The following is a 20,899-nucleotide window of genomic DNA, read 5'->3' as shown; positions in this document are numbered from 1 at the left end:
GACACTCGTCCGATCGCCTGAATATGCGCGGTGAGGAGTTCTGGTGATGAGCGAACAGACCCGGTTCGAGCCAGGCCGACCGGTGGCGCTGCGCGGAGGCACTGTGCTGCCGATGGACGACGGACGCCGGGTGCTCACCGGCACCGACGTCCTGGTCGTCGGCGACCGGATCGCCGCCGTCGGGCCCGGGTTGCCCGTACCGGACGGCACCGCGGAGATCGACGCGACCGACGGCATCGTGATGCCCGGAATGATCGACACCCACCGGCACATGTGGCAGACCGCCATGCGCGGCTACGGCGCCGACTGGACCCTGACGCAGTACTTCGTCTGGTACTACCTGGAACACGGCAAGCTCTTCCGGCCCGAGGACGTCCACGCCGGCAACGTGCTGGCCGCCATCGAGGCCCTCGACGCCGGTGTCACGACCGTCGTCGACTGGTCACACGGTCTCCAGACGGTCGACCACGCCGACGCCGCCGTGGACGCGCTGCGGTCGGTGCCCGGCCGGTTCGTGCTGGCGTACGGCAACATCCAGCGGGCGCCCGCCGAATGGACCGCCGCGCCGGAATTCCGTGACTTCGTCCGGCGGCGGATCACCGGGGACGACATGCTCGGCTTCCAGCTCGCCTTCGACGTCACCGGCGACCCGTCCTTCCCCGAGAGGGCCGCCTTCGAGGTCGCCCGCGAACTCGGCGTCGCGGTCACCACCCACGCCGGCGTGTGGGGAGCGACCGGCGACGACGGCATCCGGCTCATGCACGACCACGGTTTCATGAACGCCGAGACGGTGTACGTCCACGCCGCCTCGCTGTCCGCGGACTCCTACCACCGCATCGCGGCCACCGGCGGTTCCATCTCGATCTCGACGGAGAGCGAGCAGAGCGCGGGCCAGGGCTATCCGCCCACCTGGGCCATCCGGGCTCACGGCATCCCGGTGTCGCTGTCGATGGACACCAGCGTCTGGTGGAGCGGCGACCTCTTCTCCGCCATGCGCACCACGCTCGGCGCCGACCGCTCCCGCGAGCACATGGAAGCCCACGCCAAGGGCGACACCGTGACGCACTGCAGCCTGCGCGCCGACCAGGTCGTCGACTGGGCCACCCGTGGCGGGGCACGCGCCCTCGGCCGTGACGACGAGCTCGGCGCCCTGGAGGTGGGCCGCAAGGCCGACATCGTCCTCATCAAGAACGAGCACTCGCCGGTCTCGTTCCCGCTGCTCAACCCCTACGGCCACGTCGCGTTCCAGGCACAGCGGGGCGACGTGCACACCGTCCTGGTCAACGGCCGCGTCGTCAAGCACGAGCACCGCCTGCTCGGCGTCGACCTGGCCGCCGCCCGCGGGCAGGTCGAGCGGACCGTCGACCACCTGCGCACGACGATGGGAGAGGAGGCGTGGCGGCAGGGGATGAACCCCGACGTCCCCCAGACCACCCTCCTCGACAACCCTTACACCTACACCGACTACCACAGCGACTCGACCCACACCCGCAGGGAATCCGAGTAGCGCCGGGGCGGTCCGGAGGGCGGCACGCCCGTCCGCGCGGTCAGCCGCGGCACCTCGGCCTCCCGCTCGGTCGGACGACCTCGATGTCGTCCTCCGGTGACAGCAGGGCGGCCGGCGCCTGGCGCAGCATGGTCATGTGCTCGTCCGGCGGAACGCGGATCACTCGGCCTCCGTACGATGACGAACCTGCCCTTGCCGGCATGGGGACCCGCTGGACGGGCACTCCCGGCTCACCGGAGCCGTGGCCCGGTGAAGACGTGAAGTACGGCCCGCGTGTCCGGGATGCGCTCCCGACATCGACTGCCAGTGATCTCCAAGTCGGTTGCCACCGGTGGTGACCATTGTTCGGGTCAGGCCGCAGATCGCGGTCCGACCCAACACGATGAGGATTCGCGCCATGGCTGAGCTCAAGATCGAAGACCTTCCCGCCGACTTCTCCGAGCTCGCCGAGGGTGAGCTGCTGGAGGTCCTCGGCGGCAGGATGATGGAGCCCGCGTCGGGCATCGTCTGTACCTCCGGCGCCTCCCACTACTGCTTCACCAGGTAGTCCCGCTCACGGCCCGGCCGCGGTGCCCGCGATCGGACCGTGAGACGGCTGGGCGGATCAGGCACGGCCGAGCCTGGCCGCACGCCACGAGGTGAGACCGGGGAGCCGGCGTCCGCGGACGCCGGCTCCCCGCCCCGTGAGGGGCCGACGAAGGAGCACGCGCACCGTGTTGTTAATCATCAGCAGCGCTCACGACGACTCGGTTCGTGCCGTGTTGCCCAAGCTCCGGGAGCGCGGTGTGCCGCTGCTGCGGTGGGACGAGGCCGACTATCCCGCGGCCTCCACACTGACCACCGGCTTCCTCGACGGCCGCTGGCGGCAGACGCTGACGTACCGCGACGAGGTCCACGACCTGTCGCGGGTCACCGCGGTCTGGCACCGCCGTCCCGGCAGGCCGTCCGCGCCCGACGTGCCGGAACCGACGCAGCGCGCGTTCGCCGAGTACGTGGCCACGCTGGCGCTCACCGGCGCGTACGACCTCATGGTGGGTGCGCGGTGGCTGCCCGCGCCGCCGCGGCACGTGCTCTCGGTGGACAACAAGTTGCTGCACCTGTACCGGGCCGGCGAACTCGGGTTCACCCTGGTGGACACGGTCGTGACGAACGATCCGCAGGCGGCCGCGTCCGCGTGGAACCGGGCGCGCGGACGTCTCGTCACGAAGTCGCTGGACTATCGGGAGTTCCGGGTGCGCGGGGAGAGACATCATCTGTACACCACGGTGGTGCCCCGGCGGCGGCTCACCGGCGTTCACCGGCTCCGGTACGCCCCGGCGATACTGCAGCCGAACGTGGAGAAGGCCTACGAGCTGCGGGTGACCGTCGTCGGCGAGCGGGTTTTCGCGGCCCGCATCGACTCCCAGGCGTCGCGGCTGACCGCCGTCGACTGGCGGCACTACGACGATTCCGCCGTTGGTTACTTCGCCTACGACCTGCCGCCGGACATCGAGCGACGCTGCGTCCGCCTGGTCGCGGAGCTCGGCCTGACGTTCGGCGCCCTGGACTTCATCGTGACGCCGGACGGCCGGTACGTCTTCCTGGAGCTCAACGTCGACGGGCAGTGGGCGTTCATCGAGACGCTGACCGGCCTGCCCATCGGTGACGCGATCGCCGACTGGCTCGCGGACGCCACCGACCGACCTGACCCGAAGGGGCCCACCGATGTCCGCTGACCAGCTCAGGTCCCACGCCACGGCTCCCGCCTCCTTCGCCGTGGACCTCGTCGCCGCGGTCACGCTCCTGCGCGGCCTGCCGACCGCCGGGGCGGGCGCGGTGAACGACGCGCACCGGCACGTACGAGCCTGGAGCACCGAGCGGCCGTGGCTGTGCGCCCAGCTCGTCGTCGACGACCCGCCGGGATCGACCGAGGTCGGCTACGACCTGCTGCTGCGGCACCCCGACGGGGGCACCGTCGCGCTCTCCGCCGAAGTGGACGACGGCGTGCCCTGGCTCGTCGACCACTCCACCCACTGGGCGGCCTCGCAGATCCTCAGCGTCGACGGGGCGGGGCTCTCCGTCGCGGCGGGTCTGTCCGCCATTCGCGACCTCGGCACCCGCGACCGCCAACTGCACGAGCGGTTGGTGGACCACCGCATCCTTCTCACCGAGCTGGACGACGACCACGAGCCGGTGACCCCCGCCGAGATGCAACGGGCCGCCGACGAGTTCCGCCGCCGCCGCGGGCTCACCGGCCGCGCCGAGACGCTGGACTGGCTCGCCGAGGTCGGCATGTCAGGGGAGGCGTTCCGGGACCACGTCAAGGTGCAGGCGTTCATCGCCCGCGTACGCGGGCGCTTCGCCGGTGAGCCCGCGCGGCGCCATCTCGCCGAGCACGCGGACGAGTTCACCGTCCGTCACGCGGCATGGGTGACCGGGGCCAGGCCGGACGCGCTGCGCGTTCTCGTCGACGGGCCGGTAGAGGAATTCGTGAACCGGGCCGCGGCGGCGGCGGTGCTCGGGAGGCCGATCGGGGGGCCGGGTGCGGGATCGGCCGGGGGGCCGGGTGTGGGACCGGGTGTGGGATCGGTCGGTGAACCGAGTGCGGGATCGGTCGGGCGGCCGGGCGGGGAACGAGGACTGCGCCTGGAGGCCGTCGCCACGCTCACCTCCCGGCTGCCGGAGCCGCTGCGAGCCGTGCCCGCGGGTGCGTCGCTCGGGCCCGTTCCGTACGACGGCGGTTATCTGGCCGGGGTCGTGTACGCCGTGGTGCCGCCGGATCCGGACGACCCGGCGGTGCTCGACGCGGCGTGTGACGCGGCGTTTCGCGCGTGGCTGGAGGAGCGGCGGCGCGAGTCGGAGATCAGGTGGTTCTGGTTGTGAGCGGGTGAACACCTCCGCGGACGCGGCCCGCCCACGGTGACGAGGGCGGGCCGAGGGTCGCGGATTCACCCGGACGGGATCGGCGGTTTCCGGCTGCGGGAATGTCGGCGACGGGCGAACGGGTCCAGCTGGGCTTATTTATCCCGATTTTTCGCTCTTTGAGAGCATTTCTATGACTTTGTCGAGCCGGGCCTTCCTGTTCTCCGGCGTGAGCGCCTGGAGCAACGGCAGGATCACCAGGTAACGTCCGGTCTTGTCGAGCGCCTCGAACGCCTTTTTGGCTTCCGGGTTCGTGTCGAGCGCCGTCGCGAGATCGGGGGGCACCGTCGCCGTCTTCTGCGACTCGTACGCCACGGCCCACCGCCCGTCCTCCTGCGCCTTGCGCACCTCGGCCAGCCCGGGTTCGCGCATCCGCCCGGCGGCCGTCAGTATCGCGACCTTGTCCACGTTCACCTGCGACCACAGGCTCCTGGGACGGCGCGGCACGTACTTCTGCAGGTAGTACCGCTCGTCGAGAGAGAGCCGCTGCCCGGAGATCCAGCCGTAACACAGCCCCACGTCGACCAGCTCGTCGGAGGTGACCGTCGGAATCCCGGACTTCTTCTTGGCCAGCTTGATCCACAAACCCTCGTGGCGCGTGTGGTTCACGGCGAGCCAGCTCTCGAACGCCTCGGCGTCCGCGAAGGCGATGATCTCCACTCCGTCGCGCTCATCCATGCGGATCAGGCTATCGCCCGCCCGGCGTGCTCTCGGAAATCGTCGGCGTCATGCCCTTCTCCGTGGCCGGCGAGTAAGCGCGTGAGCCGATTTTCCCGCCTCCGGGACAATGCGGGCGAAGTAACGTGGATCATATGCTGATCGTCGTCGCGGGATCGACCGGCCTTATCGGCAGAACAGTGGTTTCCGAGCTTCGTGAGGCGGGTCACGAGGTGCGCAGGCTCGTCCGGCGCGAACCGGCGGCCGAGGACGAGCACGAGTGGGATCCCCCGTCCGGCACGATCGCGCGGGACGCGTTCGCCGGCGTCGACGCCGTGATAAACCTGTGCGGCTCGTCGTTCCAGGGCCGCTGGAACGCGGCACGCAAGCGGCACATCCGTGCCAGCCGTATCGAGCCGGCCAGGACGCTGGCCGAAGCCGTCGCCGAGCACGGCGTCCCCACACTGCTCAACGCGTCCAGCCTGAGCTTCTACGGGAACACCCGCGACGACGTCGTCGACGAGACATCGGGCCAGGGCCCCGGCTTCCTCGCCGAGATGGTCGTCGACTGGGAGGCCGCGACCGCGGTGGCGCGCGACGCGGGCAGCCGGGTCGTGCTGATGCGCACCGGCCTCGTGCTGTCGCCCGACGGCGGCCTGCTCAGCCTGCTCAGGCCGCCGATCCGGCTCGGACTGGGCGGGCGGCTCGGCGACGGCAGGCAGTACGTGGCGTGGATCAGCCTGCCGGACGAGGTCGCCGCCATCCGGTTCCTCCTGGACGACCCGGACGTCTCGGGACCGGTCAACTTGTGCGCCCCGGAACCCGTGACCAACGCCGAGTTCACCAGGGTGCTCGGCCGGGCACTCCGCCGGCCCGCGTTCCTGCACGTACCGAAGACGGTGGTCCGGGCCCTGCTCGGCGAGGCGGCCGACGAGCTGGCGCTCATCAGCCTGCGCGCGGTCCCGCGGGTCCTGCGCGACGCGGGGTTCACGTTCCGGCACACCGACTTCGGCACCGCGCTCGCCGACGTCCTGCGCCCGCCGATGCCGGATCGGTGACGAGGACACCGTCGCCGGGCGACTCACGACGGCGCGTAACGGTCACCGCCGGGCGGCGGGAAAGCGGTAGCCGGTCTGCGCGGGCGGCTCCTTGCCGAACGCGAACACCTTGGCCGGCTCGATGCGGAACACGACCGCGGGATGGCCCGCGACCTGGGCGACATCGTCGACGAGCTCCAGACTCCAGCTGTTGTGGGCGCCGTACTTCGCGTCGAACGCGTCGACGATCCCCGGCAGGGCCTCGGGGGCGGTGACCTCGGTGGCCGTGCCCTCGACGACGATGTCGAGCCCCTTGGTCCAGAGGTTGTTCCCCGTCGTCACCGCGACCTTTCCGCTGTGCTCCAGGTTGCGCATCTTCTGCTCGATCGAAGCGGTGGTGAAGTACACGGCGTCGTCGTGCCAGACCGCGACGACCGGTGTCACATGGGGGCGGCCGTCGGCGCGGACGGTCGTCAGCCAGAACAGCTCGGCCGTCTCCAGCACGCCCAGGGTCTCCTGCCACGAGGTGGGCTCCACCCCCGGTTCGCTGTAACGCACGTCCAGCTTGGCCTCGGGATAGGTGGTGGACATCGTTTCTTCCTTTCTGCCGTGCGGGGACCGGACAGGGGCCATGTCGATTCGGTGAAATCACGACCGCGATGACGTTTCGCTCACGAGGCTACGACCGTGGTGACGGGCGGGCAATGACGTCGCAATAAGGGGTGCCTTTCGAACCTATCAAGCCCCGTGGTGACCTGAATCAACCACCCGTGGCGACCAGGGGATTTTCTGGTGCAATAAAAGATTCCTCCTCCATTCAATAAGTAATTCTTATGGCACGCCCGTTCTCCTGAGAGTGTTACCGGCATAACCTGGTCGCAGGTAAACGTAAACGCCATGCGTATTCGGATCGAGCGAAGGGAAACGTGAAGTCCGGGGTGTTCTCCCTCGTCTTCCGCGGTGGCGCGGTGAGGTGAGCGCGACGTGGCGAGGGAAGGGTGAGAGCGACCATCGACGACCTGCCGGCCGGACGAGACACGACCTATCTACCTGTCGAACGGACGAGACACGACACGCGACCTCGGGCAAGCGGCTTTGGCCGAGGCGGGAGAGCTGGTGAGACGTTGATGGACGACAATCTGCACTTCGCCACGGTCGACGAGTTCACCGCCTGGCTGGAGGCGAACCACCGAACCGCCGACGAGGTCTGGGTCGCCCTGCCGAAGAAGGGGACGGAGGTGCCCTCGGTCACCAGGTCCCAGGCCCTGGACGTCGCCCTGTGCTACGGCTGGATCGACGGCAAGGCCTTCTCGGGAAACGCTCCGGACGGCTGGTGGGCCCAGCGCTTCTCACCGCGCAGGGCCCGCAGCTCATGGTCGAAGATCAATTGCGCCAAGGTCGAGAAGCTCATCGCCACCGGCCGGATGCGGCCGGCCGGGCTCGAACAGATCGAGCTGGCCAAGTCCGACGGCCGCTGGGCCGCGGCCTACGCCCCGCCGAGCACCGCGGAGGTCCCCCCTGACCTGCGGGCCGCACTCGACGCCTCTCCCACCGCGGCGGCCGCCTTCGCCGCCCTCAGCAAGAGCAACAGCTACCAGATCCTGCTCACCATCCAGAAGGCGAAGAAAGCCGAGACCCGAGAACGGAGAATCGCCAGCTACGTCGAGCGTCTTGAGGCCGGAGAACCACCCCTCGGCCCCCGGCGGAAGCCCTGACGCCTTTCGCTCACCCGCGAACCGGCCGAGCGCCTGGCCGATCACCGGATCCCGGCCTCGGTCCAGGCCCGGTCGAGGATCTCGTCCACGGTCTGCCCGGGGGTCTGGTCGGAGGTGTCGAGCCAGAGCCCGAGGCGGGGTGTCGCGGTACGCAGGCCGTTGTCGAGAAGGTCGATGGTCCACCGGTCGTAGGCGTTCTTGCCCCGGGCCGCCTCGCGGGCGGCGACGACCTCGGGGCGCGGGGCGAGCACCACGACGAACAGCGGTCGTCGCCGGATCAGCCCGACCATCTCGGCGAGATGGTCGCCGAGGACGACATCCTGAGCGACCACCGTGAACCCGTTCTCGGCGTACTCGTCGCAGGTGGCCGCCGTCAGCCGGTAACGCAGCCGCAACTGTCGCACCGCCTCGGCGGACGGTTCGGGCGTCATGTCGGCCCGGCCGTTGACCACCATGCGGCGGAACAGGTCGCCCCGGACGTGCACCGAGCGCGGCAGCCGCTCGGCCAGCATCTGCGCGACGGTCGACTTCCCTGCGGCCTGGATCCCGGTGATGAGGATGACGGCCTGCTCGGGTGCTGGGCTCATGGGCGTCCTTCGTCGCGCGGTGGTTTCGGATGACCTCCCACGCCTACCACCCGGCCCGCGGCCGGAACCGGATCAGAGGTCGCCGCCACGGACACCCGAGAGGAAGTCGCGCCAGGCCTTCGGAGTGAGAGCCCGCAATTGCTCGCGCATCACTTCCGGCCCGCCGAATCGGGTCGGGGCACCTGCCCGGTTCTGAGCCGTCCGCCGCCGTGGCTCCAGCCGAGGTGATCCCGCCGGTGCCCGTCCTCCTCCCGGGCCGCCACGCTACTTCGGTTCGTGGGGAGGTCACGCCGCGCGTACGGCGATCTCGGGGTAGTCGAGCACGAGGCCGGACTCGTCGTAGACCAGGCGGCACGCGAAGCCGAAGACCGGGGCGCCGTAGTCGTAGCGCTGCCGGGAGCCCTCGTCGGCGACGCGGACGTAGTCCTGCTCAAGCCGTTCGACGGCGAGGTCGGTGGCGCGGACGTAGGCGGCGGGGGCGGCCGAATTCTCGCCCACGCGCAGGCCCATCCGATGCGCGGGGAAGGTGTTGGTCATCGCCGAGGACTCCAGGTCGACGTCCAGGCAGCCGTCCAGGTGGGGGGCCGCTGTGCCGTCGACACGCCAGCGACCGGCGCCGTCGGCCTCCAGCACGGTGTCCCGGAACCCCGAGGCCGAGCGTCCCGTGATCCGCGCGCTTCGCGTGGTCCAGGAGGCGTCCAGTTCGATGGCATAGCCGACGATCCAGGTCTGGCCCTCCTCGACGGCCGTCGTACACCCCTCGATGCGAAGGCCGTCGTCCGAAGGCTGGAAGTAGGTCACCTCGAAGCCGTCGCGTGCGTCGAGATGTCGCCAGGCGGCGGTCCTCGGCGGTGTCGTGAAGGTCATCGTTCGATTCTCCCCGTCGAACCGTGGGAGGGGCACGGGTCTCGGCGTACCGGCGGAAAGTCATGTGTGGGTGATCTTGGCGACACGCCGCGGCAGGACATGCCACAGCGGGCACCTGCTGCTTAACCTGCGGAAACAGGCGTACACCATCAGTGTGGACGTGACCATGTGACCCAGGCCGGAGTTCGAGGGCGGCGCGCGTTCTTCGACCGTGACCGCTCGGGTCGCGACAACGAAGGGGACGTCATGACCAGCACCTCACCCCACGTCACATCCTTGGCGAACGCGTCCCCCGCGTTCGAGAGCGAGCTCGGATCGGTCACCCTGGTCGACGCCACCACCCTGCCCATTCTGAGCGGGCTCTCGATCAAGCATGTGGTCCTCGAACCCGGCGCGATCCGCGAGCCGCAGTGGAACGTCAACGCCAACCAGCTCGGCTACTGCCTTTCCGGCACGGTCCTGGTGTCGATCCTGGGAAACGCCGACGTCTTCTCCTCGTTCATCGTCGCCGCGGGTCAGATGTACCACGTCGAGTCAGGCGCGGTTTACCACCTCGAGAACATCGGTGACGACCGCGCCGAGTTCGTTCTCGCGTTGCGCGACGAACGCCCCCAGCATTTCTCGCTGCACGACAGTTTCAGCGCCATGACCGACGCGGTGCTCGGGAACACCTACGACCTGCCCGCCTCGGCGTTCGCCGCTTTCGACCGGTCTCCGGCCCAGCAGATCGTCCGCCGCACCGGCGCCCCCGACATCCCGTCCACGGTCGGACTGCCCAACGCCCACCTGTTCGACGCCGAAGGCCAGCACCCGCCGCTGTCCTACGCCTACGGCAGTGCCCGCCTCGCCCGCAAGCAGTACTGGGCCGCCCTGGAGGACATCTCCATGTACTCCCTGCGCATCAAGGAGAGCGGGATGCGCGAACCGCACTGGCATCCCGTCACCGGTGAGATGGGGTACGTCAAGAGGGGGCACGCCCGCATGCGTGTTCTGGACCCCGACGGCACCCTCGACGAGTATCTGCTCAGCCCCGGTGACGTGTACTTCGTGCCACGCGCCTTCCCGCACCACATCGAGGTCCTCGACGAGGGCGACATGCATTTCCTCATCTTCTTCGACCAGCCCATGCCCGCCGACATCGGCTACCGGGCCAGCGCGTCGGCGTTCTCCCGCGAGGTTCTCGCCGCGAGCTTCGGCATGTCCGAGCGTGACCTCCCCCAGTTCCCCTTCACGCCGATCGACCCGCTCATCGTCGCCCGGACCAATCCTCTCGACCCGGTTCGCTGAGGACGCCGCCCGGCTGGTCCTTCCCGCCTTCGGCGGCATCCGTTCATGCCGTGTCACCGGCCGGGCCGGGTGGCGGGTGGGTCCGGGGTTCCGGTGACGCCGCAGGCGGGCGGTGTCCGGCAATCCATGCCCATCGCCTAAAGTCGGGCGAATGGCCCCGATCCCCTCGCGGCTGGCCTGGCTGGACGCCCTGCGGGGACCCGCCGCGCTGGCCGTCGCGCTGCACCACTCCGGCTGGACCTTCATCCCGGGTGTCTGGGCGGAGGTGGACCGCAGGATCGACGTCGGCACCTGGGGCGTCTTCGTGTTCTTCCTGGTCAGCGGCTATATCATCCCCGCCTCCCTGGAGCGGCGCGGTGACCTGCGGGCCTTCTGGATCGGCCGCGCCTTCCGCCTCCTCCCCCTGCTGCTCGCCGCGCTCGGCCTGGCGCTCCTTCTCGCGTACGCCGGAGCGTTCGCCCTCCACCCGGGCCTGAGCGTGCGTCCCCTTCCCCTGGTCATCCTTGGGAACGTGACGATGCTGCAGGAGCTGCTCGGCGTGCCGGCCTTCATCGACGTGATGTGGACGCTCTCGTACGAGATGGCGTTCTACCTGCTGGCGGTCGGGCTGTTCGCCACGGGGCGGGCGCACCGGTCGGCCGTGACCGCGGTCGTCCTGGCGGTGTCGGCCGTCCTGCTGGGCCTCCTGCTGCCGGGCCCGGTCATCGGTGGCCGTGCCGACCTGGTCGCGGCGCTGCTCGGGGTCGCGGTGCTCGCGGTCGTCGTGGTATCGGCGCGGGCGGGGGGCGGGACGCGTACGGCCGCCGCGGTGGCGGGTGGCCTCCTCGGGGCGGCGCTGGTGATCCTGGGCAGCCGGATCGGCGCGTGGCAGGGGCTGACCATCCTGGCCATGATGTTCGCCGGTACGGCCGTGTACCGCGCCGAGCGGGGGACCATCCGGTGGCGTACCGCCGTCGCCACCGTGATGACGGTCCTGGCCTGCGGGGTCTTCGCCAAGGACGATCCCGGCTGGGCTCCGGCGCTCCTGCTGGCCGCGGGTTTCTTCGCGGCCGGGTTCGCGCTGCGGCGCAGGTCGTTTCCCCGGTGGCTCGCCCACCTGGGGGTGATCAGCTTCTCCCTCTATCTGCTGCACCCGCTCCTGCTGCGGGTGAGCCCGAACCTTCCGCTGTTCTTCCTCGCCCTGGTGCCGCTCTGCTACCTGACCCACCGCCTGATCGAGGCCCCCGCGCAACGTCTCGGCAGGCGGCTGGCCAGGTCCTCCCCGAGGGAGCCCGAGAGGGAGCCCGCGCCGGGTGGATCCTAGGACTCGCCCGGTGGTCCAGGTCAGGGGGCCGCGTACCGCTCCGCGTAGGCGGCGGACGGCTCGGTCGGGGTGATCACGTCGATGAGCACACCGTCGGGCGCGGCCACGATGAAGTGCCGCTGCCCGAACTCCTCGGTGCGCAGCGCCAGCTCCACCGGAAGCCCCGCTCCCCGTACGAGCCTGTCGTGTTCGGCGTCGACGTCGGCCACCTCGAAGTTGAGGATCAGCCCCCGCACCGCCGAGCGGTGTTTCTCCGGCACCGTCGGATGGTCGCGGTCGACGAGCGCCAGCTCGTAGTGCGGGGGCTCGGGCCGTCGCAGGCTGACGTACCAGTCCGTCTCGAACGTCGTCTCGAACCCGAAGAACCGCCGGTAGAAGTCGTGGGACTCGGCGATCCGATCGGTGCAGACGACCGGGTAGAAGCTCGTGAGGGTCATGCCCTCTCCCTTCGGCCAGTTCACATACCGTTGGTATGTGAAGCTAACATACCAACGGTATGTCAACAAGGGAGGCCGCGGTGGACCGGGCACGGCAACGGCTGGAGACCAGGCGGGCGCTGGTGACCGAGGCCAGGAGGTTGTTCGCGCGGCACGGGTACGCCGCGGTGAGCCTGGCGCAGATCGTCGGGGCGGCGGCCGTCACGAAGGGCGCGCTCTACCACCACTTCGACAGCAAGGCCGCCCTCTTCCACGTGGTCGTCGAGCAGGTGCAGCGGGAGGTGGGCGAGAGGGTCGCCGCGGCGGCGGACGCGTACGACGACCCGTGGGAGCAACTGGTCGCGGGATGCCGGGCCTTCCTCGCGGTGAGCCGTGACCCCGACGTACAACAGATCATGCTCGTCGACGGTCCCGCGGTGCTCGGTTGGAACGAGTGGCGGGCCATGGACGAGGCGTCCTCGGCGCGACACCTCACCGAGGCGCTCGCCACGCTGATCGAGGCGGGGGTCGTCGCCCGCCGGCCAGTGGAGCCGCTGGCCCGCCTTCTGTCCGGCGCGATGAACGAGGCGGCCCTATGGCTGGCCCGCTCGACGGACCCCGATGACCTTCCCGCCGTCACCGAGGAGCTGTCGCGCATCCTGGAATCCCTGCGTGACCACCGGTAGGCGAGACGGGCCCGCTCTCCGGTTCCGAGCCCGGACGGGACCGCCACACACTGACTAGGATCGGTGTATACGAGTCTGTTCCGATGGAGGACGGTGACCGAGCCCACGCACCCGGACGGTCGTCCGCGCGACTCCATCGCGGCGGCCGCGATGGCGCTTTCCCGCCTGGGCCGCCTGCGTGACCTGCCGGTCATCCTCATGCTGGCATGGGTGGGCTGGCTGGCCATCCCGTGGCCGTCCAGCGGCCTCGTCCAGGCCCGCAGCACGACCACCCAGCCCCAGGACCGGAGCGCGGGTGCCGCGGCGGAGTCCCCGGGCGCCGGTGTTCCAGAGGGTCGGGTCCTCGGCGCGGAGCCTCCGAGCGGCGGGGTTCCGGGCCCGGAGGTCCCGGCGAGCTGGGGTCTGAGCGCGGCGCCGGCCCGTCCGGCGCTGCTCGTGAAGCCGGTGATGCCGTCGGGGCCGACATCGGGGTCGATATCGGGGTCGATATCGGGGTCGGTGTCGGGTGCGGAGACCGCGACGGTTGGCGTGGAGACCGCGGCGTCGGGCACGGGGACCGCGGCACCGTCCGAACCGGTCGGTGAGGCGGCGCGGGAGCTGATCGCCCTGGAGCGGGCGCGCATCGCGGGGGAGGTGCACGACGTCGCGGGGCACGGTCTCGCGACCATCGCCATGCAGGCCGGGGTCGCCCTGCTCATGTTCGACGAGCGGCCCGACCAGGTCCGCGAGTCGCTGGAGGCGATTCGTTCGACCAGCGTGCGGGCGCTCAACCAGCTCCGCTCCGCGCTCGACCTCATCGACCCCGAGACTTCCGCCGGGCCCGCGACCTCCATCGGCCCGGACGTCTCCTTCGGCTCCGAGACCTTCCCCGGCTCCGAGACCTTCCTCGGTCCGGAGAGCTCCGCCGACCACGACCTGCTCCGGCTGATCGACGGGGTGCGCGCGGCGGGGTTGCCCGTCGACGTCGAGCCGGCCGCGCCGGACGTTCCCTCGCATCTCGAAGGCGTGGTCTACCGCGTCGTCCGCGAGTCGCTGACCAACGTCCTACGCCACGCCGGTCCGACCAGGGCACTGGTCCGCGTCACCGGCGACCCGCGCGCGTTCGTCCTGGAGGTCGCCGACAGGGGGAGCGGACCCTCCGGAACGGCCGCCGAGGGCCGGGGACTGGCCGGGATGCGGATCCGGGTGACGGAGGCCGGTGGGGCCTTCGGCGCGGGACCGCGCGAGGGTGGCGGGTTCCGCGTCGTGGCCGGCTTCCCCCGGGAGACCGCGTGACGTCTCCGGCGGGGCCGATCCGCGTGGCGCTCGCCGACGACCAGGCCGTCGTCCGCATGGGGCTCAGGGCGCTCATCGACCGCGAGCCCGACCTGGAGTTCGCCGGTGAGGCCGCCGACGGCGCCGCGGCACTGCGGCTGCTGGGCGAGACCCGTCCCGACGTCCTGCTGCTCGACATCCGGATGCCCGGCATGGACGGTATCGACACGCTGCGGGCCATCGCCGCCGATCCCGCGCTCAACACCACCCGGGTGGTCGTCGTCACCACCTTCGAGGTCGACCGGTACGTATTCGCCGCGCTGCAGGCCGGGGCCAGCGGTTTCGTCCTCAAGGACAGCGCCCCCGAGGAGCTCACCCGCGCGATCAGGGTCGTCGCCTCGGGCGAGGCACTGCTCTCCCCGTCCGTCACCAGGAAGGTGATCGGGCTGTTCGGACGCCACGACGTCACCCCGGTCGAGGGCCTCGACACCCTCACTCCCAGGGAGCGGGAGATGGTCGCCTGGGTGGCCACCGGCCGGTCGAACGACGAGATCGCCGCGGAGCTGGTCATCAGCCCCGACACGGTCCGCACCCACGTCAGCCGCGCCATGGTCAAGCTGCACGCCCGCGACCGTGCCCAGCTGGTCGTCTTCGCGCTCAGGTCCGGGGTGACGATCCCCTGAGGAAGCCACGGTAGTCACGCTGGTCCAGCTGCGCCTCGATCTGCTTCACCGTGTCCAGCCCCACCCCGACCATGATGAGCACGGTCGTCCCGCCGAACGGGAAGTTCTGCTGGGTCGCCGGATCGCGCAGCACCATGAACGCGATGATCGGGATCAGCGACAGCGTGGCGAGGTAGGCCGCTCCCGGTGCCGTCAACCGCGAGAGCACGAACCGCAGATACTCCGCGGTGGGCCGTCCCGGCCGGATGCCGGGCACGAACCCGTTGAACCGCCGCATGTTGTCGGCCACCTCCTCCGGGTTGAAGGTGATGGACACGTAGAAGTAGGTGAAGGCCACGATCAGCAGGAGGTACGCCGTGATGTAGATCGGGTGGTCGCCGGAGACGAGATAGCGCGCGATCCACGCCGAGACCGGTCCGGTGCCGCCCGTCAGCTGCATCGCCAGCTGCGGCAGGAAGAGCAGGGACGAGGTGAAGATGACGGGGACGATCCCGGCCTGGTTGACCTTCATGGGGAGGTAGGTCGAGGTTCCGCCGTACAGTCTGCGCCCGACCATCCGCTTGGCGTACTGCACCGGGATCCGTCGCTGGGCCTGTTCGATGAACACCACCGCCGCCACCAGGAAGACGCCCGCGACCAGCATCGTCGCCAGGGCGAACGGGCTGAGCAGGAAGATGTTCGACATGTAGGAGGGGAACACGGCGATCACCTGCGTGAAGATCAGGATGGACATGCCGTTCCCGATCCCCCGGTCGGTGATCAGCTCGCCCAGCCACATGATCACGCATGTTCCGGCCACCAAAGTGACCACGATCACCGCGATCGTCATCGGACTCCGGTCGTGCAGCACCTGCCGGTCGCAGTTGGGGAAGATCCGGCCCGCGCGGGCCATCGACACGACGGTGGTCGCGTTGAGCACGGCCAGCGCCACCGTCAGATACCTCGTGTACTGCGTGATCTTCGCCTGCCCCTGCCGTCCCTCCTTCCTCAGCGCCTCCAGGCGCGGGACCATCACGGTGAGCAGCTGGACCACGATCCCGGCGGTGATGTACGGCATGATCCCGAGGGCGAACACCGACAGTTTCAGCATCGCCCCGCCGCTGAACAGCTGCAACATGTCGATGAGCCCGCCGCGGGTTCCGTTCAGGCACTCCCGCACCGCGACCACGTTCACACCGGGCGCGGGCAGCATCTGCCCGAACCTGAACAGCGCGATCATCGCCAGCGTGAAGAGCAGTTTCCCGCGAAGGTCGGGCACGCGGAAGGCACGGATGAGCATGGTGGGCATGCGCAGAGTCTGGGCGCGCGGGCGCGGCGCGGCATCCGCTCATCCGAGGCTTCGTCGTACGCGAATCCGCGTACTTTCCGGGCCCCGGCCGCCCCTGCCCCCGCCCCCGCCCCCGCTCGCCGCGGCGGAGACGGCGATGGCGATGGCGATGGCGGGCATCACCTCGCGCTCGAAGCCCTCGGACATGACCAGATCCCCTTTTGAATCCACGATTTCGTCAATGCATCACGAAGTTCGCGCGACGCGGTCATCTGACCGGTGGCGGGCGCCACCCGCTGACCTAACTTCGAGGTATGTCCAGCTCGCACACCACCTTGAGGAACCGGCATGGCCTTCGTCACCACCGCTGACGGTACTGAGATCTTCTACAAGGACTGGGGCGGCGGGCAGCCGGTCGTCTTCAGCCACGGCTGGCCGCTCAACGCCGACGTCTGGGACGGCCAGATGAAGCTGGTCGCGGACAACGGTTTCCGGGCCGTCGCGCACGACCGCCGGGGGCACGGCCGTTCCGGCCAGCCCTGGAACGGCAACGACATGGACACCTATGCCGACGACCTGGCCCGGCTGATCGAAGCCCTCGACCTGCGCGGGGTGATCCTGGTCGGTCACTCCACCGGCGGTGGCGAGGTGACCCGCTACATCGGCCGGCACGGCACCTCCCGCGTCGCCAAGGCCGTCCTGCTGGGCGCGGTCCCGCCGATCATGCTGAAGACCGACGCCAATCCCGATGGCCTGCCGATCGAGGTGTTCGACGGCATCCGCGCGGGGGTCAAGGGCGACCGCTCGCAGTTCTACAAGGACCTCAGCACGTCCTTCTACGGCTTCAACCGGCCCGGCGCGGAGGTGTCGCAGGGGGCGAGCGACGCCTTCTGGCTGTGGAGCATGCAGGTGGGCCTCAAGGGCGCGTACGACTGCATCAAGGCCTTCTCCGAGACCGACTTCACCGAGGACCTCCGGCGCTTCGACGTCCCGACCCTCATCGCGCACGGCGACGACGACCAGATCGTGCCCATCGGCGCCGCGGCCCTGAAGTCGGCCGAGCTGGTCAAGGACGCCGTCCTGAAGGTCTACCCGGGCAGGCCGCACGGCCTGATCGGCGCCTACAGGGACGAGTTCGACGCCGACCTGCTGGCCTTCGCCACCTCCTGAGACCGCTTGACGTCCTGGGTGAGACCGCGCCGACCTGCCGGCCTTCGTCGACTCCCGAGACGGTTCGACGTCCTGGGCGCGACCGCCGTCCCGAACGGATTCGACACCTGCCTCACCACGATCGCGAACGTTCGGGGTCTGGGATCGTCGGGGAGCGCGCGATTCTCGTTCCACGCCGCGAGGGGCGGCCGTTCCCGTGTCCGGCGGGGCCGCGATCCCCCTCAGGCGTGGGACGGCCGCGTCGGCCGCGATGGGCCCGATGTCGCGAGGCGTCGCTGCTCCTCCTCGACGATCTGGCGGGCCAGGGTCTGTTCGGAGATGTCGATCGCGTCGGGGGTGGACTCGGCCAGGTCGCTGCGGCGGGCGTAGGTGTCGAAGAGCCCGGACTTGCCGCGGAGGATGTCGAGCATGCGCTGGTCGACGCTGTCGGCCGTCAGGATGCGGTGCACCTGGACCTTGCGGACCTGTCCCATGCGGTGGGCGCGGGCCACGGCCTGGCTCTCCATGGTCGGCTTGACCTGGGGCTCGCAGATGATCACCACGGAGGCGGCCTGCAGGTTGACGCCGATGCCGCCGGCCTGGATCTGGCTGAGCAGCACGGCGTGGCCGGGGGCCGCGGTGAACTCGTCGATGACCTGCTGGCGGCGCGCGGTGTCGAGGTCGCCCGAGATCGGCCCGTGGACCCGGCCGCCGGGGTCACCGGGGGACCCCGGGGCGCCGGGGCCTCCGAGAGCTCCGTGGACGGCGGCCATGACGTCGCGGAAGTAGGAGAAGACCACGACCTTGAGATCGTTGCCCGCCGCCTCGTCGACGAGTTCCAGCAGTCTCTGGAGCTTGGCCGACGTCTCCGGAACGGCGTAGGCGGCGCGGCGCATCGCCATGAAGTTCCCGCCGGACACGGCCTTCCGGTAGGCGGCGAGGTCGGCGGGGCTGAACTCCTCCCACTCGTCCACGTGGACGAGGTCGGGCAGCTCGGTGAGCACGTCCTCCTGGTTGCGGCGCAGGTAGACCGGTGCCACGGCCCTGCGGAAGGATCGCGCTCTCGCGGCCCCCACCCCCGCCCCCGCCACCGTGGCCAACGCCGCGGTCTCGCCGTTCCGGATGCCCGGGAGCAGGTCGGGCCTGAGATAGCCGATCAGGTTGCGGAACTCCTCGACGCGGTTCTCCATCGGGGTCCCGGTCATGAAGAGCACCCGGTCGGTACGGCCGCACCACCGGGCGACGGCCTGGGAACGCCGGGCGGCCGGGTTCTTGACGTAGTGAGCCTCGTCGACCACGAACATCCCGAGTGTCACGTCGGCGGGAATCTCCAGCCGGTGCAGGGTGTCGATGGTGGTCACGGCGACGCCGCCGGTGCGGATCCATTCCGCCAGGGCCGCGGTCCGGTCGCCGCCGCGCAGGGAGTAGGCCCGCAGCGTGCTGCGGGTCTCGATCTCGCGCATCCAGTTGATCAGGACGCTGGCCGGGCAGGCCACCAGGAAATGTCTCTCGCCCCGCGCCCAGAGGTGCGCGAGGGCGGAGATGGCCTCGATGGTCTTGCCCAGGCCCATCTCGTCACCCAGGATCACCCGGCGCTGGGCGAGGGCGAAGCGGGCGCCGAACGACTGGTAGCCGCGCAGGGAGACCCTGCGGTGGGTGTCGTCGAGATCCTGGGCCTTGACCCGCGAGGAGATGTCGTCGGGCAGGAAACCCTCGGAGGCGACACGGTCGGGTTCCGCGGCCGCGATCTCGGCGAGCAGGTTGTAGTACTCGGACGCGCGGAGCTCGAAGTCGACCCACGCCTCGATGCCGGACACCGGTGGACGCAGCAGGTCCACGGAGGCCTGGTTGAAGAGCAGCGCCGTGTCGGACGCGTTCGCCTCCGCGATCACGTCCTCGATCCGCGCGACGGCCTCCTGCGCCCGGCGACGACCTCCCTGGCCCGCGAGCAGCATCCGCAACCACCCGCGAGCCGGTTGCGCGGCGGGCAGGAGCGAGGCCAGTCTCCTCTCGATCCTCCGCGCGGCGCCGCCCGCGCGCGGCAGGTCGGGGCCGGCGTTCACCAGCCGGTTCAGCGCGACCAGCAGGGCCGTGGTCTCGTCGTCCTGCCGGTCGACGTCGATCCGCAGCGCCACCGTCTCCTCCACCGCCTTGGCGATCTGCCCGGCGGCGGCGTGCGCCTGTCTCGCGTTCCACGCTCCGACCCCGGGGAGCAGCTGGAGCTCGTACGGCGTGCTGTCCAGGATGTCGAGGATCGTCTGGTAGCCGGCCTGTTCGAGGGCCCTGAGCCGCAGTCGCCCCACGGTGACGTCCTTCAGGCGCGTCAGGGGAATCGATCCCAGCTCCTCGCGCGCCAGGCGCGTACGTACGAAGGACAGCGCCCCCTGGACGTCGGCGCGCGCCCGCGCGTCATCGGCGAGCAGCGTGCGCGCGTGGGACAGGAGGCGACCGGCCCTCAGGAAGAGGGCCCTGACCTGCCTGGGGGTGGATGCCGGGTCTTCTCGCTCGACGTCGCCCAAGCTCTCGTTCCTCCCGTCACGGCTCGATCGTGGTGGTTCACCGTCGCCAACCGCTCGGCCGATTGTCAACGACCGGCCGGGCCGGACACGACATCACGGCCTTTTGCCCGGTAATGAGCCGTTCATGGGTTCTGGGGAGAACCTGATGAACGGCCCGGCCGGGCCGGAGGCCGGATTCCGCCGCCCGCCGAGCGCGCGCCGGGTCCGTACCGCCGCCGCCGGGACCGATTGTCGGTGCCTCCTGGCAGAATCCGCGTGCTGTTGGAACGCGAGCGGCCGAAGGTGAAGTGAGAGAGATGTCAGAGCGAGGAAACACACCGCCGGTACGGCTCGACCCATGGGCGGAGACCGATCTCGACCTGCTGCGTCGCATCAACGCGCCGGAGATGACCGAACACCTGGGAGGTCCGGAGACCGAGGAGAAACTCCTCGATCGGCACAGACGGTATGTCGACATCGCCGGGAAGGGGACCGGCCACATGTTCAGCATCGTCCTGCTCCCCGAGCTCCAGCGGGTCGGCAGCATCGGATACTGGGAACGCGCCTGGCGGGGCGAGACCGTGTACGAGACCGGCTGGAGCGTCCTGCCGGAGTTCCAGGGCAGGGGCATAGCGGTCGCGGCGGCCCTCGCCGTTCTCGCCAGGGCCAGGGCCGAGCGCGGGCACCGGTACGTTCACGCGTACCCCTCCGTCGACCATCCCGCGTCGAACGCGATCTGCCGGAAGGCCGGGTTCCGGTTCGTCGCCGAGTGCGACTTCGAATACCCGCCGGGAAACGTCATGAAGTGCAACGACTGGCGCGTGGACCTCGCCGAGGAGACGTGAGACGGTCTGCTCGGGCGAGGCCGGACGGGGTGCCGGGAGCCCGGTCCCGTGAGGAAGGGGGGCGTGGGCGCCTCTCGTGGCCGTACGGTGAGTCGCTCCCCAAATCCGTATTAGTGCACTTTCGACGGTGAGTGTGCATTCGTGCGCAGAAGGAAGTGCCGGTGGTTTCTAGTGTTCGTGGTGTCCGAACGGCAACACCCCTCCACCGCACAGGAGCATGACGATGAGCACCACGCGCGC

22 protein-coding genes are annotated in these 20,899 nt (G+C 70.2%); 13 read left to right on the top strand and 9 right to left on the bottom strand.

Going from position 1 to position 20,899, the window contains the following annotated elements; translation table 11 throughout:
- The first annotated feature begins 46 nt into the window (after positions 1-46).
- On the top strand, positions 47-1,507 hold the full coding sequence (locus ACSDR0_RS41165) for an amidohydrolase family protein (RefSeq protein ID WP_435294388.1): 1,461 nt from the start codon (positions 47-49) through the stop codon (positions 1,505-1,507).
- 40 nt (positions 1,508-1,547) lie between these two features.
- On the opposite strand, the gene ACSDR0_RS41160 is transcribed toward ACSDR0_RS41165, so the two are convergent.
- Positions 1,548-1,670: a hypothetical protein gene (locus tag ACSDR0_RS41160; protein WP_435294387.1), complete on the bottom strand. Its 123-nt coding sequence runs from the start codon at positions 1,668-1,670 to the stop codon at positions 1,548-1,550.
- A 234-nt stretch (positions 1,671-1,904) separates the two neighbouring features.
- On the opposite strand from ACSDR0_RS41160, the gene ACSDR0_RS41155 reads away from it, so the two are divergent.
- From ACSDR0_RS41155 to ACSDR0_RS41145, 3 genes are all read left to right on the top strand, one after another.
- Positions 1,905-2,054 carry a hypothetical protein gene (locus tag ACSDR0_RS41155; protein WP_435294386.1) on the top strand — a complete coding sequence of 50 codons (150 nt, stop codon included), beginning with the start codon at positions 1,905-1,907 and terminating at the stop codon, positions 2,052-2,054.
- A gap of 166 nt (positions 2,055-2,220) precedes the next feature.
- A complete protein-coding gene (locus ACSDR0_RS41150) occupies positions 2,221-3,222 on the top strand; it encodes an MvdC/MvdD family ATP grasp protein (RefSeq protein WP_435294385.1) in 1,002 nt (333 codons plus the stop codon).
- Positions 3,212-4,369, top strand: coding sequence for a hypothetical protein (locus ACSDR0_RS41145; RefSeq protein WP_435294384.1), 1,158 nt, complete (start codon positions 3,212-3,214; stop codon positions 4,367-4,369). The genes ACSDR0_RS41150 and ACSDR0_RS41145 overlap by 11 nt, the downstream gene beginning before the upstream one ends.
- 138 nt (positions 4,370-4,507) lie before the next feature.
- Here ACSDR0_RS41145 and ACSDR0_RS41140 read toward each other — a convergent pair whose 3' ends face one another.
- On the bottom strand, positions 4,508-5,086 hold the full coding sequence (locus tag ACSDR0_RS41140; RefSeq protein WP_435294383.1) for a YdeI/OmpD-associated family protein: 579 nt from the start codon (positions 5,084-5,086) through the stop codon (positions 4,508-4,510).
- Positions 5,087-5,220: 134 nt separating this feature from the next.
- On the opposite strand from ACSDR0_RS41140, the gene ACSDR0_RS41135 reads away from it, so the two are divergent.
- Entirely contained in the window at positions 5,221-6,123 is a 903-nt protein-coding gene (locus ACSDR0_RS41135; protein ID WP_435294382.1) for a TIGR01777 family oxidoreductase, read from the top strand.
- Positions 6,124-6,165: 42 nt separating this feature from the next.
- Here the strand turns inward: ACSDR0_RS41135 and ACSDR0_RS41130 are convergent, their stop codons facing one another.
- On the bottom strand, positions 6,166-6,693 hold the full coding sequence (locus tag ACSDR0_RS41130) for a pyridoxamine 5'-phosphate oxidase family protein (protein ID WP_435294381.1): 528 nt from the start codon (positions 6,691-6,693) through the stop codon (positions 6,166-6,168).
- 536 nt (positions 6,694-7,229) lie between these two features.
- On the opposite strand from ACSDR0_RS41130, the gene ACSDR0_RS41125 reads away from it, so the two are divergent.
- Positions 7,230-7,817, top strand: coding sequence for a YdeI/OmpD-associated family protein (locus ACSDR0_RS41125; protein ID WP_435294380.1), 588 nt, complete (start codon positions 7,230-7,232; stop codon positions 7,815-7,817).
- A 41-nt stretch (positions 7,818-7,858) separates the two neighbouring features.
- Here ACSDR0_RS41125 and ACSDR0_RS41120 read toward each other — a convergent pair whose 3' ends face one another.
- A complete protein-coding gene (locus ACSDR0_RS41120; RefSeq protein ID WP_435294379.1) occupies positions 7,859-8,404 on the bottom strand; it encodes an AAA family ATPase in 546 nt (181 codons plus the stop codon).
- Between the two features lie 285 nt (positions 8,405-8,689).
- Entirely contained in the window at positions 8,690-9,271 is a 582-nt protein-coding gene (locus tag ACSDR0_RS41115; protein WP_435294378.1) for a putative glycolipid-binding domain-containing protein, read from the bottom strand.
- Positions 9,272-9,517: 246 nt separating this feature from the next.
- Between ACSDR0_RS41115 and ACSDR0_RS41110 the strand changes: the two genes are divergently transcribed.
- Together ACSDR0_RS41110 and ACSDR0_RS41105 are read left to right on the top strand one after the other, a co-directional pair.
- Positions 9,518-10,558, top strand: coding sequence for a cupin domain-containing protein (locus ACSDR0_RS41110; RefSeq protein ID WP_435294377.1), 1,041 nt, complete (start codon positions 9,518-9,520; stop codon positions 10,556-10,558).
- A gap of 151 nt (positions 10,559-10,709) precedes the next feature.
- Positions 10,710-11,861 (top strand): acyltransferase family protein, encoded by a 1,152-nt coding sequence (locus ACSDR0_RS41105; protein ID WP_435294376.1) that lies wholly within the window; start codon positions 10,710-10,712, stop codon positions 11,859-11,861.
- 20 nt (positions 11,862-11,881) lie between these two features.
- On the opposite strand, the gene ACSDR0_RS41100 is transcribed toward ACSDR0_RS41105, so the two are convergent.
- On the bottom strand, positions 11,882-12,298 hold the full coding sequence (locus tag ACSDR0_RS41100) for a VOC family protein (protein ID WP_435294375.1): 417 nt from the start codon (positions 12,296-12,298) through the stop codon (positions 11,882-11,884).
- Positions 12,299-12,357: 59 nt separating this feature from the next.
- Here ACSDR0_RS41100 and ACSDR0_RS41095 point away from each other — a divergent pair, with 59 nt between their 5' ends.
- From ACSDR0_RS41095 to ACSDR0_RS41085, 3 genes are all read left to right on the top strand, one after another.
- Positions 12,358-12,963, top strand: a complete 606-nt coding sequence (locus ACSDR0_RS41095) for a TetR/AcrR family transcriptional regulator (RefSeq protein ID WP_435294374.1) — start codon at positions 12,358-12,360, stop codon at positions 12,961-12,963.
- A 93-nt stretch (positions 12,964-13,056) separates the two neighbouring features.
- Positions 13,057-14,238 carry a sensor histidine kinase gene (locus ACSDR0_RS41090; RefSeq protein WP_435294373.1) on the top strand — a complete coding sequence of 394 codons (1,182 nt, stop codon included), beginning with the start codon at positions 13,057-13,059 and terminating at the stop codon, positions 14,236-14,238.
- The gene (locus tag ACSDR0_RS41085) at positions 14,235-14,900 is read left to right on the top strand and encodes a response regulator (RefSeq protein ID WP_435294372.1); all 666 of its coding nucleotides are present in this window, start codon (positions 14,235-14,237) and stop codon (positions 14,898-14,900) included. The genes ACSDR0_RS41090 and ACSDR0_RS41085 overlap by 4 nt, the downstream gene beginning before the upstream one ends.
- On the opposite strand, the gene secY is transcribed toward ACSDR0_RS41085, so the two are convergent.
- Positions 14,875-16,188, bottom strand: a complete 1,314-nt coding sequence (secY, locus tag ACSDR0_RS41080; protein ID WP_435294371.1) for a preprotein translocase subunit SecY — start codon at positions 16,186-16,188, stop codon at positions 14,875-14,877. The genes ACSDR0_RS41085 and secY overlap by 26 nt on opposite strands.
- A gap of 39 nt (positions 16,189-16,227) precedes the next feature.
- Entirely contained in the window at positions 16,228-16,374 is a 147-nt protein-coding gene (locus ACSDR0_RS41075; protein WP_435294370.1) for a hypothetical protein, read from the bottom strand.
- Positions 16,375-16,515: 141 nt separating this feature from the next.
- Between ACSDR0_RS41075 and ACSDR0_RS41070 the strand changes: the two genes are divergently transcribed.
- The gene (locus ACSDR0_RS41070) at positions 16,516-17,337 is read left to right on the top strand and encodes an alpha/beta fold hydrolase (RefSeq protein ID WP_435294369.1); all 822 of its coding nucleotides are present in this window, start codon (positions 16,516-16,518) and stop codon (positions 17,335-17,337) included.
- 221 nt (positions 17,338-17,558) lie between these two features.
- On the opposite strand, the gene ACSDR0_RS41065 is transcribed toward ACSDR0_RS41070, so the two are convergent.
- Positions 17,559-19,835 carry a DEAD/DEAH box helicase gene (locus ACSDR0_RS41065; protein ID WP_435294368.1) on the bottom strand — a complete coding sequence of 759 codons (2,277 nt, stop codon included), beginning with the start codon at positions 19,833-19,835 and terminating at the stop codon, positions 17,559-17,561.
- A gap of 296 nt (positions 19,836-20,131) precedes the next feature.
- Here ACSDR0_RS41065 and ACSDR0_RS41060 point away from each other — a divergent pair, with 296 nt between their 5' ends.
- Positions 20,132-20,659, top strand: a complete 528-nt coding sequence (locus ACSDR0_RS41060; RefSeq protein WP_435294367.1) for a GNAT family N-acetyltransferase — start codon at positions 20,132-20,134, stop codon at positions 20,657-20,659.
- The last annotated feature ends 240 nt before the right edge of the window (positions 20,660-20,899 follow it).

This window comes from Streptosporangium sp. G11 (genome assembly GCF_051192615.1).
In the GTDB taxonomy this organism is placed as follows: domain Bacteria; phylum Actinomycetota; class Actinomycetes; order Streptosporangiales; family Streptosporangiaceae; genus Streptosporangium.
This window is presented reverse-complemented; position numbering and strand designations above follow the sequence as displayed.